This window comes from Ruegeria sp. BE1 (genome assembly GCF_056538885.1).
The window spans coordinates 104,393-120,159 of record NZ_JBQFTY010000003.1; the positions used below are offsets into that span (position 1 = coordinate 104,393).

A 15,767-nucleotide genomic window follows, 5' to 3' on the forward strand; every position below is an offset into this window, starting at 1 on the left:
CATGACCAAACTCATCGCCATCATCAACGTCATCTCGTGGGCCGGGTTCTGGGCGTTTGGATATATCGCCCTCACCTCGGACGATCTGACTGACGGTCAGCTGACCATCGCCGCGATTCTGGCCTTTGCCGGGCTGATCATGGGCATGCTGGCCTATCTGAAACTGGTCCGCGCGTCCGAGGCGAGCGGATATGCCAAAGGCTCAAACCAACTGGACACTGAGGCCCGGAACCGGGCGCAGGAACAATGGGGAAAGTAAGACATGTTCTATCGTGAAGCCGGGGATTTCAAAACCTCGTACATTGATGACAGCCAGACCTTCCCGATCAAGTTCGACCGGTACCGGTACTATGTGGTGCTGGCGGTGGCGTTTGGGATCGTCCCGTTTCTGATCAACGATTATCTGGCCAATGCGCTGCTGCTGCCGTTCCTGATTTATGCAATTGCCGCTATCGGGCTGAACATTCTGGTGGGCTATTGCGGGCAGGTCAGTCTGGGGACCGGCGGGTTCATGGCGGTGGGGGCTTATGCCTGTTACAAGCTGATGACCGCCTTCCCCGATGTCAGCATGTTCATTCACGTGATTTTGGCAGGCGGGGTCACGGCCCTGGTCGGGGTACTGTTTGGCCTGCCAAGCCTGCGGATCAAGGGGTTCTATCTGGCGGTGGCCACGCTGGCGGCGCAGTTCTTTCTGGTGTGGCTGTTCAACCGGGTGCCGTGGTTCTACAACTATTCGGCCTCGGGTCAGATCAACGCGCCTGAACGGGACGTGTTCGGCATCATCATCACTGGCCCGAATGCGCCTGCCTGGGCCACCTATCTGTTCTGCCTGATCTTCCTAGCCTTATGTGCCGTGATCGCGCGTAACCTGACGCGCGGCACCACGGGTCGGACATGGATGGCGATCCGTGACATGGATATCGCCGCCGAGATCATCGGAGTGAACCCGTTGAAGGCGAAACTGACTGCCTTTGCCGTCAGTTCCTTCTTTGTTGGCATCTCGGGCGCGCTGTTCTTTGCGGTCTATCTGGGCGCGGTCGAGGTCGGAGAGGTCTTTGGCATTCAGAAGTCTTTCCTGGTGCTGTTCATGATCATTATCGGCGGATTAGGGTCTATTTTTGGCTCATTCGCGGGTGCCGCCTTTCTGGTTCTGCTGCCGGTGGTGCTGAAAGTTGTAGGCGCCGACTGGCTGGGTTGGCCCACGGATATTGTGGCGCATCTGAATCTGGTGGTGGTCGGCGGGCTGATTATCATGTTCCTGATCCTTGAACCACATGGTCTGGCGCAGCTGTGGCGCGTGGCGAAAGAGAAACTCAGACTCTGGCCGTTCCCGCACTAAGGGGCCGGTCCAATCAGATAACGGGCAGTACAAGCCCGAACGTAACATCGGATCAACCAAGGGAGGAGACACCCGATGAAATTGAAACTGGCAACCATGGCGCTGGGCGCCTTGATGGCGGCAGGTCCGGTCATGGCCGACCTTGTATTTCCGTCGCTCAGCTATCGGACCGGGCCTTACGCGGCGGGTGGTATTCCCTTTGCGGATGGCTACGCGGACTATTTCACCCTGCTGAACGAACGCGATGGTGGGATTGGCGGCGTTGCCGTCAGCGTGCCCGAGTGTGAGACGGCCTATAACACCGAAAAAGGCGTTGAGTGCTATGAGGCAACCAAGGACAGCGGCGCGCTGGTCTATCAGCCTCTGTCGACCGGGATCACCTATCAGTTGATCCCCAAACTGGCCGTCGACAAGATCCCGATGCTGACTTCGGGTCTGGGCCGGACCTCGGCCAAGAACGGGTCGGTGTTTGAATGGGTGTTCAACTTCCCGGCCAACTATTGGGATGGCGCATCCGGTGCGATCAACCACATTCTGGACCTGAACGATGGTGACATTTCGGGCAAGAAAGTCGCGCTGGTCTATCACAACTCGGCCTATGGCAAGGAGCCGATCCGCACGCTTGAGGAACTGTCCGAAAAGCACGGTTTCGAATTGGTCGCCCTGCCGGTTGATCACCCGGGTCAAGAGCAGAAATCGCAATGGCTGCAGATCCGCCGGGATCGTCCCGACTATGTGCTGATGTGGGGCTGGGGCGTGATGAACCAGGTTGCGGTGCAAGAGGCCGCGAACATCCGCTTTCCGATGGAAAACTTTATCGGTGTCTGGTGGTCGGGCTCGGAAAACGACGTTTTGCCCGCGGGTGAGGCCGCCAATGGATACAAGGCGCTGACCTTCCACAATGTGGGATCTGACTATCCGATCTACGAAGACCTGCAGGCTTATGTCTATGACAAAGGTCTGTCGGCAGGGGCCGGGGATCAGCCCGGTACGGTTCTGTACAACCGGGGTGTCTATGCCGCGATGCTGGTCGCAGAGGCCGCCAAAAAGGCGCAAGAGATGCACGGCGTGGCCGAGATCGACTCGTCAATGATGCGTGACGGCATGGAAGCTCTGGTCATTGATGAGGCGCTGATGGCCGATCTTGGCCTGCCGAACTTTGGCCCCAGCTTCTCGGTCGCCTGTAACAATCACGGCGGTGACGGCCTGGTGGGTGTGACCCAGTGGGATGCATCTTCGAAAACATGGTCGCTGATCTCGGACTTCAAGCAATCGGATCAGGATGTCATCCAGCCGCTGATAGATGCGGACTCGTCTGCTTACGCATCCGAGAACAACATCGAACCGCGCTGCTGATCGCAGTGACTTGAACACCGGGGCGGCGGGTTGCTGCCGCCCCGACCCCCACAGTCGAACGAGGACACGCGCTGATGTTGGATGCAGCACAAACCACCGACGTACAGACCGAGACGCTGCTTGAGGTCAACAATATCGAGGTGATCTACAACCACGTCATCCTGGTTCTGAAAGGTGTCAGCCTGACCGTGCCCAAAGGGGGCATTACCGCGCTGCTGGGCGGCAACGGGGCCGGTAAGACGACCACGCTCAAGGCGGTGTCGAACCTGCTGCATTCCGAACGCGGCGAGGTCACCAAGGGAACGATCACCTATCGTGGCACCAGCGTACATGAAAGCGATCCCGCCGATCTGGTGGAAAAGGGCGTCATCCAGGTGATGGAAGGTCGCCATTGTTTCGAGCATCTTACGGTCGAGGAGAACCTTCTGACCGGCGCCTATACCCGCAAGGATGGGAATGCCGCGATTCAGCAGGACCTTGAACTGGTCTACACGTATTTCCCCCGTCTCAAGGAACGCCGCCGGTCGCAGGCGGGTTACACTTCGGGCGGTGAGCAACAGATGGTTGCGATGGGCCGGGCGCTGATGTCGCGGCCTGAAACGATCCTGCTGGACGAGCCCTCGATGGGTCTTGCACCGCAGCTGGTCGAAGAGATTTTCGGCATCGTGAAAGATCTGAACGAGAAAGAGGGCGTGTCCTTCCTGCTGGCCGAACAGAACACCAATGTGGCGCTCAGGTTCGCGCATTACGGCTACATCTTGGAATCGGGTCGGGTGGTGATGGATGGCCCCGCAGCTGACCTGCGCGAAAACCCGGACGTCAAGGAATTCTATCTCGGCATGTCCGACGAAGGGCGCAAAAGCTTCCGCGATGTGCGCTCGTACCGTCGCCGCAAGAGGTGGCTGTAAGCGGATGGAGGATCTGGTCATGACCAAGTATTACGACGCGCTCGAGACCCGTTCAGCCGATCAACGCGCCGCCGATCAGGCGCAGGCGCTGCGGGTGCAGCTTGAACGGACGCAATCTGCGCCGGGATTTCAGGCGCATCTGGCCGGGGTCAGCATCGATGACGTCCAGTCAGTTGCCGATCTGGTGAAACTGCCGGTGCTGCGCAAGTCCGATCTGGCGCAGGCTCAGGCCACGCGGCCTCCGTTCGGGGGGTTCACGGTCACGCCTGCGCGGCATTTCCACCATGTGTTTCAATCTCCGGGGCCGATCTATGAACCCGGCAGCATCGATCCCGACTGGTGGCGCATGGGCCGCTTCCTGCATGCGGCGGGCATTGGTCCGGGTGACATCGTGCATAACTGTTTCGGCTATCACCTGACCCCGGCGGGGATGATCTTTGAAAGCGGCGCGCGGGCGGTTGGGGCCGCCGTGCTGCCCGCAGGTACGGGACAGACCGAGCTGCAGGTGACCGCCGCGCGCGATGTAGGATGCTCGGCCTATGCCGGCACGCCGGATTACCTGAAGGTCATTCTGGACAAGGCCGATGAGATGGGCGTTGCCCTGAATTTCTCGACGGCCGTTGTTGGTGGCGGTGCACTGTTCCCGTCGCTGCGTCAGGAATATGCAGATCGTGGGATTTCCTGCCTGCAGTGTTATGCCACCGCTGATCTGGGCAATATCGCCTATGAAAGCCCCGCGATGGAGGGGATGATCATAGATGAACATGTCATCGTTGAGATCGTCACCCCCGGCACCGGAACCCCCGTGGCCGAGGGTGAGGTGGGTGAGGTCATCGTGACCTCGTTGAACCCTGACTATCCGCTGATCCGCTTTGCCACGGGCGATCTGTCGGCCATCATGCCCGGGCACTCGCCCTGTGGCCGCACCAACGCGCGGATCAAGGGATGGATGGGCCGGGCCGACCAGACCACCAAGATCAAGGGTATGTTCGTGCGCCCCGAACAGGTGGCCGCGCTGGTCGACAAGCACGAAGAAATCGTCAAGGCCCGCGTCATCGCCGCCCGTCAGGGCGAGATGGACACCATGACCGTTCAGATCGAAAGCCCCCGTGGCGATGACATGGCCTATGCCAAGTCCGTGGCCGAGGTTCTGAAACTGAAAGGCGCGATCGAGGTGGTGGCCCCCGGCTCGCTGCCCAAGGATGGTCTGGTGATCGAAGATCAGCGGGTTTACGAGTGATGCCAAACGGGTCTGCGGCAGAAAGTGCCGCAGATTTGTTCGCCCGCCCACTGGTGTTTCTTAGCGTTTTGGTCAATTAAAGGCGGACCTTGCGCCTTTGGCTGATACACGCGGAAACATGGCCGATATCGAACTTTCAGAACACGGAACGCGCGACCGGGGTGCGTTTGGCTCTCGACTGTTGGCTGTCGTGGCTTGTCTGGTGGCTGCGGCCTGTTTGCTGCCGATGGTGGCGGTTGTGCTGGCGGCAGTGACGGGCGGAACGGATACGATCTCGCACCTGCTTGATACGGTTTTGCCGCGTTACGCGCTGACGACGGCTATTCTGGTGGTGCTGGTGGCCGCTGGCACCTTTGCCATCGGTGTGGGTGCCGCGTGGCTGGTGACGATGACCCGCTTTCCCGGTGTGCGCCTTTTTGAGGTGGCACTGGTTCTGCCGCTGGCCTTTCCGGCTTATGTGCTGGCCTATGCCTATACCTTCGTGCTGGACCATCCCGGAATCGTTCAGGCGACTTTGCGGGACGTGACCGGCTGGGGACCGCGCGGCTATTGGTTCCCCGAGATACGCTCCACCGAGGGTGCGGCGGTGATGCTGATCCTTGTGCTGTATCCTTACGTCTATCTGCTGGCGCGGGCGGCGTTCCTGCAACAAAGCGCCACGGCCTTTCTGGCCGCAAGGGCGCTGGGCAAAAGCCCCTGGCTGGCTTTCTGGCAAGTGTCGTTGCCAATGGCGCGCCCGGCGATTGCAGGGGGTGTTCTGCTGGCCATCATGGAAACCATCGCCGATTTCGGCACCGTGGCCTATTTCGGTGTGCAGACCTTTGCCACCGGTATCTATACAAGCTGGTTTTCGATGGGTGACCGGGCGGCGGCGGCGCAGCTGGCGCTGTGCCTTTTGGGCTTTGCACTGGCCATTGCGGTGATTGAACGGACCCAGCGGGGCAAGGCAAAATACTATCAGGCCGGCAAAAGCCACGCAGCACTGCAGGTAACAGAGCTGACGGGCTGGAAATCTGCGGTGGCCCTGTGCCTGTGCGGCGTGCCGGTTCTGTTGGGGTTTTTGCTGCCGGTGTTCATTCTGGTGCAAATGGGGCTGGAATCCGAACAGAACCTTCTGTCGCGGCGTTATGTAGGGTTCATCCAGAACTCGTTGATTCTGGCGGGAACGGCGGCGGTGATCACGGTTTTTGCGGCGATCTGCGTGGGGTTCTTTCAGCGGTTGCGACCGGGGCGGGCGGCGGCTACGGCGGGTTACATCGCGCGGTTGGGCTATGCGGTGCCGGGTGGGGTGATTGCGGTTGGCCTGATGGTACCGTTTGCCAGCTTTGACAATGCGTTGGATGCGTGGATGCGGCAGACATTCGATGTTTCCACGGGGTTGCTTGTCACCGGTTCGATCTGGCTGCTGGTCGCGGCTTATATGGTGCGCTTTCTGGCCGCCGCGTTGAGCGCCTATGAAGGCGGTCAAAGCACAGTGCACGCCAATATGGATGCCGCCGCGCGATCGCTGGGGCAGACGCCGCTGGGCACGCTGCGCCGGGTGCATCTGCCGATCCTGACGCCCTCGTTGCTGACCGCGCTGCTGATCGTCTTTGTCGACGTGATGAAAGAGCTGCCCGCCACGCTGATCATGCGTCCGTTCAATTTTGATACACTGGCGGTGCAGGCCTATCGGCTGGCCTCGGATGAGCGGCTTGAGGGGGCGGCGGTGCCCTCGCTGGTGATCCTTGCCGTGGGGCTGTTGCCGGTGATTCTGATCTGTCGTCAGGTCGGGCGGCGTTAGCAAAATACCACACCCCGGTCTGCGCGGGCTTGATTCAAACGCATTTTCCGGCAAGGCTGAGGGTATGAACATGCAGCCTCCCAGCCGGTTTTCTGCAAACTCGGCCCAGATGCCCGTCGCATTCAACCGGCACGAGATGTCCCATATCCTGTCCGTCTATGGCCGGATGGTCGCCGCCGGAGAATGGCGCGATTACGGAATTTCCAACCTGCGCGACATGGCCGTGTTTTCCATTTTTCGACGCACCGCTGAGCATCCGATCTACCGGGTCGAGAAACACCCCCGCCTGCGGCAAAAGCAGGGGATGTATTCCGTGGTCGGGATGGATGGGCGCATCCTGAAACGCGGCCATGACCTGCGCACGGTGCTGCGGGTACTGGAACGCAAGCTGATCCGCCCGGTCGATCTGGATTAGAGCCGCTTGTGACTGGTCACTGGCCCGTCACCCTGATCCAGAATACGCGCGATGGCCTGATCCATCGGCTCGAACGTGACATCCATGTGATAGGCGTTGGCATGCAGCAGCATGTTGTCCCCATAGACCCAGGCCACGTGACCCTTCCAGAACAGAAGATCACCGCGCTTTGCCTCAGCCCCCTGAGGCAGGGTTTGCCCCAGTTCCCGTTCCTGATCGCCGCTGTCGCCGGGGCAGGGCATCCCGCAGGCCAACAGCCCCGCCTGCACCAGACCCGAGCAATCCAGCCCGAACCGGCTGTTACCACCCCACAGATAGGGGGTGCCCAGAAACAGCTCGGCCACGGAAACCGGGTCGGACAGGTGCACCGTTTTCCGCTTGGCATGCACGGCGGGGACAAACCCAAGCTCGGTTTCCAGAAATCTGTCATGCGTGGCCAGAACCCGGATACGGCTGCCAAAGCTCAGTGATACACGGTCGGCGCTTTTCATATCCGGCTGCGTATAAGCGTGGGTCGCAGGCGCGGTGATCCAGTGTGTGTCGGCCACCGGGTCCGCCAATTGGTCCGTCTGCACCCAGCCGGAATAGCCGTCTTTGTCTGCGGTGATACGGCTCCAAACGTTCTGCGCCTTGGTCACAGTGACGGTGTCGCCGAACAATAGCTGCCGGTCCCGCGGGCCGTCGGGACGGCGCAGTAGGTCCACCACCGGGTTTATGATGCGCTGCCCTGTCATAGCTTCAACAACTCGGGCAGGGCGGTTAGCACCGCGCGCGGGCCTTGGCCAAGCCCGCCTTTGCTGCGCCCCGGGGCTTTGCTGGGCTGCCACGAATAGATGTCGAAATGCATATAGCGGCAATCGCCTACAAACCGGCGCAGGAACAGCGCCGCCGTGATTGACCCCGCAAACCCGCCCGAGGGGGCATTGTCCAGATCGGCAATGCCCGGTTCGATCATCGCCTCATAGGGGGCGTGAAAGGGCATCCGCCAGACCGGATCCGCGGCCTGTTGCCCGGCCTTTGACAGCGCCTCGGCAGCGCTGTCATCATCGGTGTAGAACGGCGCAAGATCGGGGCCGACAGCCACCCGTGCCGCGCCGGTCAGCGTCGCCATCGAGATGATCAGGTCCGGCGCGCCCTCGTCCGCCAGCGCCAGTGCATCGGCCAGAACCAGCCGCCCTTCGGCATCGGTGTTGTTGATCTCAACCGTCAGACCCTTGCGCGAGGTCAGAATGTCGCCGGGGCGAAACGCGTTTCCGGCCACCGCGTTTTCAACCGCCGGGATCAGCACGCGCAGTTGCAGCGGCAGGTTCAGCGCCATGATCATCCGCGCCAGACCCAGCACATTGGCCGCCCCGCCCATGTCCTTTTTCATCAGCGCCATCGAATTCCCGGGCTTAAGGTTCAGCCCGCCCGTGTCAAAACACACGCCTTTGCCGACCAGAGTCAGCTTTGGCCCCGCACTGCCCCAGTTCATTTGGATCAGGCGCGGCTCTTGCGCGGCGGCGCGGCCAACGGCGTGGATCATCGGGAAATTCTGGTCCAGCAGCGCATCCCCCCGGATCACACTGCACGATGCGCCAAACTCCTGCGCCAATGCCTCGGCCGCGCTTTGCAGCTCGTCGGGGCCCATATCTGCGGTGGGCGTGTTGACCAGATCGCGGGTCAGGGCCTCGGCCTGGGCCAGAACCTCAAGCCGCGCAGCATCGATACCTTCGGGCGCGACAAGACGGGCCTTGGCAGCGGATTGCGTGGCGTAGCGGTCAAACGCATAGCCGGTCAGCAGCCAGCCCAGACACTCGGTCTCTAACGCCTCAGCAGGGACGCCGGATGCAATGTGATAGGCGCCTTCGGGCAGAGCCTCTGCCGCGGCGGCCAAGGGAAACCGTTTCCGCGCGCGCGCCGTTTCCGCTCCGTATCCGGCAACGGCAAACTCAGCCTGCCCATCCGGCCCGGGCAGCAGCGCAACCTGCCCCATCGCTCCGGTGAACCCATTCAGGTTGAGCCATTTTGCCACCCCATCCGGCTGGCCGTTCAACCAGTCATCCAGATCGGGCTGGGCAATAACATGCAGCGGCAGAGAGGGTTCAGAGCTGGGCGCAAAGGACAGGGTCATAGGAGTCTCGGCTGGTTCAATACGCGCCCAGCCTAGCCGCCCACGACCTGTCCGCAAGCCCCGTCAGACAGAAAGATCCTGCTGATCCCAGATCACGGTCAGCGATTTCTCACCCACCCGGATCAGGCGCGACAGGGTCGCCCCCGTCGCCACGGCGTCGCCCGCATCCACGGTCTGCGCCACGTCGCCCGCGACACGGGCCAGGGCAACCATGCCGATCTGCTCGGCAATCGCCACCAGCGAGCGCGCGCATTTGCGCAGGCCAACCCAATCGCGTTGCCGCCAGTACCGTTCGCAGTTCGACAGGCGCACGGCCAGTTCCTCGACCGTGCGACACAGCACGTCCAGCGCGTTCTTGTCGCCCAATTGACGGTACAACGCGCTGAGTTGATCCGGGTCCAGACGCACGGATTCCTTGTGTTCAAGCGTCAGTATCTTTTCCACCACATTCACCCCAATTCTTTACGCCCCCACGGCATAGTCCGAGTTAGACTGTCAATTCCTTTGCAAAACCTTGCTGGTACACTGGATAATTGCTCGAATTTTCCGCGAATTCGGGATAGAGCAGCCGTCAGCGACGAAAAGAAGGGCACAGAATGGAACACGCCAAACCTTTGCCGGGATATCTGGTCAAGCGGTATCACGGCTGGAAAGCCACCACCTATTCCGAAAATCAGGTCTGGTATCGCCGCCTTGCCACCGAAGGTCAGCGCCCCCGCGCGATGGTGATTTCCTGCTGTGACAGCCGTGTGCACGTGACCTCGATGTTTGGTGCGGATCAGGGCGATTTCTTTATTCACCGCAACATCGCCAATCTGGTCCCGCCCTACCTGCCGGACGGGGATCACCACGGCACCAGTGCTGCCATCGAATATGCCGTGACCGCGCTGAAAGTGGCGCATCTGATCGTTCTGGGCCATTCGCAATGCGGCGGCGTTCAGGGCTGTATCGACATGTGCAAGGGGCAGGCCCCGCAGTTGGAAGCCAAAGAGAGCTTTGTTGGCCGCTGGATGGAAATCCTCAAACCGAAATTCGACCTGGTTGCCGATGTCGAAGACAGCGTCGAGCAGGCGCGCCAGTTTGAGCGTTATGCGGTTGTGGCCTCGCTTGAAAACCTGATGACCTTTCCGTTTGTGTCATCGGCTGTTCAGGATGGCTCGCTCAGCCTGCATGGGTTGTGGACGGATATCGGTGAGGGCGGGCTGGAATGCTACGACCCGCAGGACAAGAAGTTTGTCGTTGTGTGATCGGGGCTTTGGCTGAGGGGGCATAACGCCTCTGATTTTGGAAGGGTTTTTGGTATAGTCGCTGCAAATGGATTTGCTTTAGGGACTTACCATGCGATTTCTGAAACGTGTTTTCCTTGGATTGATTGTGCTTATCGCGTTGGTGGTGGGCGTGTCATACTTGCTGCCCGGTCAGGCGCAAGTGTCGCGCAGCATCACCATTGCCGCCCCGCCGGCTGCGATCTTTCCCTACGTGAACTCAATGCAAGAGACCGAGAAATGGTCCCCCTGGCTGGCCCGTGATCCGCAGACGCAGCTGTCCTACAGCGGCCCTGAGGCGGGCGTTGGCAACACGCTGAACTGGAGCTCGGAGAACCCGCAGGTCGGGACAGGCTCGCAGCAGATTATCGAAAGCGTGCCGGATCAGGCGGTCAGAACCGCGCTGGATTTCGGGCCCATGGGTACTGCTGTTGCGTCGTTCGATCTGGTGCCGGATGGCGGTCAGACTCAGGTGACATGGGGGTTTATCTCCGATTTGGGTCTGAACCCGATGGCGCGCTGGATGGGGCTGATGATGGACGGTTGGGTCGGCGGCGATTATGAACAGGGCCTGACCAATCTGAAAGAACTGGTCGAGGCCCAAAGTTAGTCCTCTGATCCTATTGGGCGTTTGCAGCCGCCGGTTCGGGAAAGCGTGCGCGTGTGCGGTTGGCAAAGGCCACCAGCGACAGCATCACCGGAACCTCGACCAGAACGCCCACGACGGTGGCCAGCGCCGCGCCCGAGTTCAGGCCGAACAGGCTGATGGCGACGGCGACCGCCAGCTCGAAGAAGTTCGAGGTGCCGATCATGGCGCAGGGGGCCGCGATGCGGTGGGGCACTTTCAACGCATAAGCCGCGCCATAGGCCAGCGCAAAGATGCCATAGCTTTGGATCAGGATCGGAACCGCGATCAGGACAATGACCATCGGCTTGGCCAGAATGGTCTGTCCCTGCAGTCCAAACAGGATGACCACAGTGGCAATCAGGCCCAGCACGGACCACGGCTTTACGCGGGCCGAGAAGGCCTCAATCGCCTCAGCCGAGCCCAGCTTGCGCCGGGTGATCAGCCCTGCGATCAGGGGCAGTACCACGTAGAGGACGGTGGCCAGCACCAGGGTCTGCCACGGCACCGAAATATCTGTAACCCCCAGCAGCAGTGCCACGATCGGGGCAAAGGCCACGACCATGATCAGGTCGTTGACCGAAACCTGCACCAGCGTATAGGTCGCGTCGCCCTTGGTCAGCTGCGACCAGACAAAGACCATCGCGGTGCAGGGCGCGGCCCCCAGCAGGATCAGACCAGCGGTGTATTGCGCCGCGTCTTCGGGCCGAATCCACGGGGCAAAGACATGGTCAAAGAACAGCACCGCCAGAAACGCCATGGTGAAGGGTTTGATCAGCCAGTTCACGATCAGCGTCACGATCAGGCCCTTGGGCTGTCGCGCCACACCTGCAACGGCTCCGAAATCAACGCCCACCATCATCGGATAGACCATGGCCCAGATCAGCACGGCCACCACAAGGTTGATGCTGGCCAGTTCCGCCGAGGCGATCAGCCCGACCAGACCGGGGGCGGCCAGACCAATCAACACGCCTCCGACCATGGCAAGGGCGACCCAGACGGTCAGGTAACGTTCGAAAATGCTCATGTATACGCCTCAGAGGTTTGATCTGTGAGTTTGCCAGAGGTCAGCGCGGCCAATGCGACCATGATCGCGGCGGTGCCCAGAACCAGCGGCAGGCCGCCAAGCTGATAGGTCAGCCCCGACAGAACCGTGCCCACCAGACGGCCGGTGGCATTGGCCATGTAGTAGAACCCGACATCCATCGTGACACGTTCAGATTTGGTGAAGGCGAGGATCAGATAGGAATGCAGGGATGAGTTCACGGCAAAGATCGCCCCGAACACCAGCAGCCCCAGAACCAGCGTGACCGTCAGCCATGTTTGCGGGCCCGAAGACAGCAGTACCGCCACTGTCAAAACGGCAGGCACGCAGAACAGGGCGGCGGCCCAAGTTCGGGCGGCGCGGATCAGGTCGCCCTCGGACCTTTCGCTGGCACGCAGGATTTTGGGGGCGCTGGCCTGAATCGCTCCGTACAGGATGATCCACAGCGCCATGAAGCTGCCGATCATGAAAAAGGCGGCGCGGTTGCCGGCCTCGGTCCCGTCCGACAGGACGGCGTAGAAATAGATCGGGATGCCGACCACAAACCACACATCCCGCGCGCCAAACAGAAACACCCGCGCCGCCGACAACCAGTTCACGTTGCGCGATTTTGAGAAAACCTCGGAGAACTTTGCACCTTTGCGGCCCCGGGGCAGGCCGGGGGGCATGAACAGGATAACCGCCCCCAGGATGACCGCCAAAACCACCGCCATGACCAGAACGGCCCAGGTGAACCCCAGCGTTGCCAACAGTGCCGCCCCAAGCAGAAAGCCCAGACCTTTCACCGCGTTCTTGGACCCGGTCAGAACCGCGACCCAGCGAAACAACCCGCCGCCCTCTGTGGGGGCCAGCAGCTTCACGGCGGATTTCGACGACATCTTGGCCAGATCCTTGGCCACGCCGCTGGCACCCTGCACCAGCATGACAAAGGTCACCGAGGCGCCAATCGCCCAGTTAGGGTCTAATTGCGTCAAGGCCAGCAGCGCCAGAACCTGCAATCCAAGCCCGGCATAAAGCGTCGAGGTCAACCCGAACCGCGCCGCGATCCAGCCCGCTGCAAGGTTCGTCACCATTCCAGCGATTTCATACAGCACGAACAGATAAGCCAACTGAACCGGCGAGAAGCCCAGCGTATGAAAGTGCAGCAGCACCAGCATCCGCAAGGCTCCGTCGGTCAGCATAAAGGCCCAATAGGCCGCCGTGACCGCGATATAGGCCGACAGCCCCTCGGGCCGGTGTTCTTCACTTGTCACGTGACCAAACCTGCGTTGCGATGCGTTGAAACTCCCGCACGCCAAGGGCACCTCGAGCTCGTGCTTTGGAACCAGGAACGCTCAACCTAGCTCGTACCGCTTCCATCGAGGCTTTCCAGATCGCAGTCGCTTCCAATTCTTCATCCATCAGAACGAGAGCCACCGAGTCGCAGGGAGCGTCTGGTTTAATAGTACCAAGGCGCTGCCCTGGCTTTGAATCTGGCAAAATTACCCGCCCCTTTATTTGAATTCGCTCTCCATCCTGTCGCGTTGCATCGTACCCTTCTGTTCGAGCTGGCGCTAACTTCAGTTTAAGAATGTTAGCGGCATGGAATTCAGCAACTTCGCCAGCGACTCCGAGAGGTTTCCCGGTTAGTCGGCGATACTCCGAAGCAATTTTCTTAGCTTGCACCAAGAGTTCCATTGTCCGCTTAACCCTTGTCACAGCGAGGCCCCAACCATCAGCGCCACGTCCACCAGACGATGCGCATAGCCCATTTCATTGTCATACCACGCGTAGATTTTCACCTGCGTGCCGTTCACCACCATGGTCGATGGCGCATCCACGATCGAAGAGCGTTCGTCATTGGTGTAATCGGTCGAGACCAGCGGGCGGGTCTCATAGCCCAGAATGCCCTTCAGCGGGCCTTCGGCGGCGGCTTTGAAGAACCCGTTGACCTCTTCGGCGGTGGTTTCGCGTTCCACCTCGAACACGCAATCGGTCAGCGAGGCGTTCAGCAGCGGCACCCGCACCGCATGGCCGTTCAGCCGACCTTTGAGTTCGGGGTAGATCAACGTGATCGCTGTGGCCGATCCGGTCGTGGTTGGGATCAGAGAGTTCAGGGCCGAACGCGCCCGCCGCAGGTCTTTCGCGGGGCGATCCACGATGGTTTGGGTGTTGGTCACGTCATGGATCGTGGTCATCGATCCGTGGCGGATGCCCAGATTTTCATGGATCACTTTCACAACCGGGGCCAGACAGTTGGTCGTGCACGACGCCGCCGTGACGATCTGGTGCGCAGCCGGGTCATAGGTGTCGTTATTGACGCCGATGACGATATTTGCCGTTGGGCCGTCCTTGACCGGGGCCGACACAACGACCTTTTTCACGCCCGCGTCGAAATACGGGGCCAGCGCGGCCTGGGTCTTGAACACGCCGGTGCAGTCGATCACCACATCGACCCCGTCCAATGGCAGGTCCTTCAGGTCTTTGGTGCCGATAAAGGGCAGGCGGGTGCCGTTGATGGTCACACTGTCCGCATCATGGGAAAACGCCGCGTCCCAGCGACCGTGGACGGTATCAAACTCCAGCAGATGCGCGTGCATCTCAGGGTCGCCCACCCCGTCATTGATCCAGGCGATGTTCGCGCGCTTTTCCAGTAACGGTTTCAGGGCCAGCTTTCCCATCCGGCCCAGGCCGTTCAGTGCATAAGTAGTCATTATTCTTCCTCGACAGACGTTCTGCCGATGTCATCGACAGCAGATTGCAATGCGATCCGGTCGAGGCTCTCGACCGGCAAAGACGTAAACGCCTGAATCCGACGCTTGAGCGCGCCATAGGCGTTCTGAAAGGCCAGGCTTTTTTCGGCATCGGTGCCCTCGGCCTTGACCGGATCTTCCATGCCCCAATGACCGCTGATCGGCTGACCTTCCCAGGCGGGGCAGTCTTCGTTCGCGGCCTTGTTGCAGACGGTGAACACGAAATCCAATTCCGGCGCATCCGGCCCCGAGAACTCGGATACGTTTTTCGAGCGCAGGACCGATGTGTCATGACCCTTGTCGTCCAGAACCTGCATCGCAAAGGGGTTCAACTCGGAATAGGGTTGGGTTCCGGCGGAGTAGACGTTGAACCGATCCCCCGCGATGTCGCGCAGCAGCGATTCCGCGAAAATGGACCGCGCCGAGTTGCCGACGCAGATGAATAGGACGTTGAATTTCCGATCTGTCATTGGGGCGTTTCCTTGATCAGGGGGCATGCAGATATCAGGGCGACCACGGCAGCAATCATTCATCAGAAAACCAAGCATGTGCTGCACGTGCTTCATTTCAACGGAATAGCGCAGAGAGGTGCCGGACCGTGCCTGTGTCACCAGCCCGGACCGCTGCAGCGCGTTCAAATAGTTCGACAGGGTGCTGGGTTTGATCCCTAGCTCAGCTGCCAGTTCACCCGCGGGCACGGTGTCGGGAAACCGTCGCATCAACATGCGAAAGACCGAAATACGCTGAGGGTGGCCAAGGGTCGCCAGCTGATCTGCAATCTGTTCTATCATATTTCATGAAATATGGAAATAAAGGGAGCGTCACAATCCCCAATCCCCGCTGTTACAAAAAATTCGCAATCGTAGCGGTGGTCAGCCTCAATACGGCGCGATCACGCCCATTCCCCACGCCCAAGAAACCTGCTTGGCACGCATATGCCATCGTT

At 60.5% G+C, this 15,767-nt stretch carries 17 protein-coding genes; 9 read left to right on the forward strand and 8 right to left on the reverse strand.

Annotated features, from left to right (window positions below):
- The first annotated feature begins 1 nt into the window (after position 1).
- The 7 genes from ACR0J5_RS10595 to ACR0J5_RS10625 all read left to right on the forward strand — a co-directional run bounded on the left by ACR0J5_RS10595 (position 2) and on the right by ACR0J5_RS10625 (position 7,041).
- Complete coding sequence (locus ACR0J5_RS10595; RefSeq protein ID WP_480653096.1) at positions 2-259, forward strand: hypothetical protein; 258 nt, start codon at positions 2-4, stop codon at positions 257-259.
- A gap of 3 nt (positions 260-262) precedes the next feature.
- Entirely contained in the window at positions 263-1,339 is a 1,077-nt protein-coding gene (locus ACR0J5_RS10600; protein WP_480653098.1) for a branched-chain amino acid ABC transporter permease, read from the forward strand.
- A gap of 75 nt (positions 1,340-1,414) precedes the next feature.
- Complete coding sequence (locus ACR0J5_RS10605) at positions 1,415-2,695, forward strand: ABC transporter substrate-binding protein (RefSeq protein ID WP_480653100.1); 1,281 nt, start codon at positions 1,415-1,417, stop codon at positions 2,693-2,695.
- A 74-nt stretch (positions 2,696-2,769) separates the two neighbouring features.
- Entirely contained in the window at positions 2,770-3,603 is an 834-nt protein-coding gene (locus ACR0J5_RS10610) for an ABC transporter ATP-binding protein (protein ID WP_480653102.1), read from the forward strand.
- A 19-nt stretch (positions 3,604-3,622) separates the two neighbouring features.
- Positions 3,623-4,843, forward strand: coding sequence for a phenylacetate--CoA ligase family protein (locus ACR0J5_RS10615; RefSeq protein WP_480653104.1), 1,221 nt, complete (start codon positions 3,623-3,625; stop codon positions 4,841-4,843).
- A 118-nt stretch (positions 4,844-4,961) separates the two neighbouring features.
- A complete protein-coding gene (locus tag ACR0J5_RS10620; protein ID WP_480653925.1) occupies positions 4,962-6,626 on the forward strand; it encodes an ABC transporter permease in 1,665 nt (554 codons plus the stop codon).
- 64 nt (positions 6,627-6,690) lie between these two features.
- Positions 6,691-7,041: a DUF2794 domain-containing protein gene (locus ACR0J5_RS10625; protein WP_480653106.1), complete on the forward strand. Its 351-nt coding sequence runs from the start codon at positions 6,691-6,693 to the stop codon at positions 7,039-7,041.
- On the opposite strand, the gene ACR0J5_RS10630 is transcribed toward ACR0J5_RS10625, so the two are convergent.
- From ACR0J5_RS10630 to ACR0J5_RS10640, 3 genes are all read right to left on the reverse strand, one after another.
- Positions 7,038-7,775, reverse strand: a complete 738-nt coding sequence (locus tag ACR0J5_RS10630; protein ID WP_480653108.1) for a C40 family peptidase — start codon at positions 7,773-7,775, stop codon at positions 7,038-7,040. The two genes, ACR0J5_RS10625 and ACR0J5_RS10630, sit on opposite strands and share 4 nt — an antisense overlap.
- Entirely contained in the window at positions 7,772-9,154 is a 1,383-nt protein-coding gene (locus ACR0J5_RS10635) for a leucyl aminopeptidase family protein (RefSeq protein WP_480653110.1), read from the reverse strand. The genes ACR0J5_RS10630 and ACR0J5_RS10635 overlap by 4 nt, the downstream gene beginning before the upstream one ends.
- A 63-nt stretch (positions 9,155-9,217) precedes the next feature.
- The gene (locus ACR0J5_RS10640; RefSeq protein ID WP_480653112.1) at positions 9,218-9,607 is read right to left on the reverse strand and encodes a hypothetical protein; all 390 of its coding nucleotides are present in this window, start codon (positions 9,605-9,607) and stop codon (positions 9,218-9,220) included.
- Positions 9,608-9,750: 143 nt separating this feature from the next.
- On the opposite strand from ACR0J5_RS10640, the gene ACR0J5_RS10645 reads away from it, so the two are divergent.
- Positions 9,751-10,401 (forward strand): carbonic anhydrase, encoded by a 651-nt coding sequence (locus ACR0J5_RS10645; protein ID WP_480653114.1) that lies wholly within the window; start codon positions 9,751-9,753, stop codon positions 10,399-10,401.
- A gap of 91 nt (positions 10,402-10,492) precedes the next feature.
- On the forward strand, positions 10,493-11,029 hold the full coding sequence (locus tag ACR0J5_RS10650; RefSeq protein WP_480653115.1) for an SRPBCC family protein: 537 nt from the start codon (positions 10,493-10,495) through the stop codon (positions 11,027-11,029).
- Positions 11,030-11,039: 10 nt separating this feature from the next.
- Here ACR0J5_RS10650 and arsB read toward each other — a convergent pair whose 3' ends face one another.
- The 5 genes from arsB to ACR0J5_RS10675 are packed head-to-tail and all read right to left on the reverse strand — an operon-like array spanning position 11,040 to position 15,612.
- Positions 11,040-12,071: an ACR3 family arsenite efflux transporter gene (gene arsB, locus ACR0J5_RS10655; RefSeq protein WP_480653117.1), complete on the reverse strand. Its 1,032-nt coding sequence runs from the start codon at positions 12,069-12,071 to the stop codon at positions 11,040-11,042.
- Positions 12,068-13,342, reverse strand: coding sequence for an organoarsenical effux MFS transporter ArsJ (arsJ, locus tag ACR0J5_RS10660; protein ID WP_480653119.1), 1,275 nt, complete (start codon positions 13,340-13,342; stop codon positions 12,068-12,070). Before arsJ ends, arsB begins: the two co-directional genes overlap by 4 nt.
- The gene (locus ACR0J5_RS10665) at positions 13,332-13,766 is read right to left on the reverse strand and encodes a DUF6998 domain-containing protein (RefSeq protein WP_480653121.1); all 435 of its coding nucleotides are present in this window, start codon (positions 13,764-13,766) and stop codon (positions 13,332-13,334) included. Before ACR0J5_RS10665 ends, arsJ begins: the two co-directional genes overlap by 11 nt.
- A 17-nt stretch (positions 13,767-13,783) precedes the next feature.
- Positions 13,784-14,782 carry an ArsJ-associated glyceraldehyde-3-phosphate dehydrogenase gene (locus tag ACR0J5_RS10670; RefSeq protein WP_480653123.1) on the reverse strand — a complete coding sequence of 333 codons (999 nt, stop codon included), beginning with the start codon at positions 14,780-14,782 and terminating at the stop codon, positions 13,784-13,786.
- Positions 14,782-15,612, reverse strand: coding sequence for an arsenate reductase/protein-tyrosine-phosphatase family protein (locus tag ACR0J5_RS10675; RefSeq protein WP_480653125.1), 831 nt, complete (start codon positions 15,610-15,612; stop codon positions 14,782-14,784). The genes ACR0J5_RS10670 and ACR0J5_RS10675 overlap by 1 nt, the downstream gene beginning before the upstream one ends.
- Between the last annotated feature and the right edge of the window lie 155 nt (positions 15,613-15,767).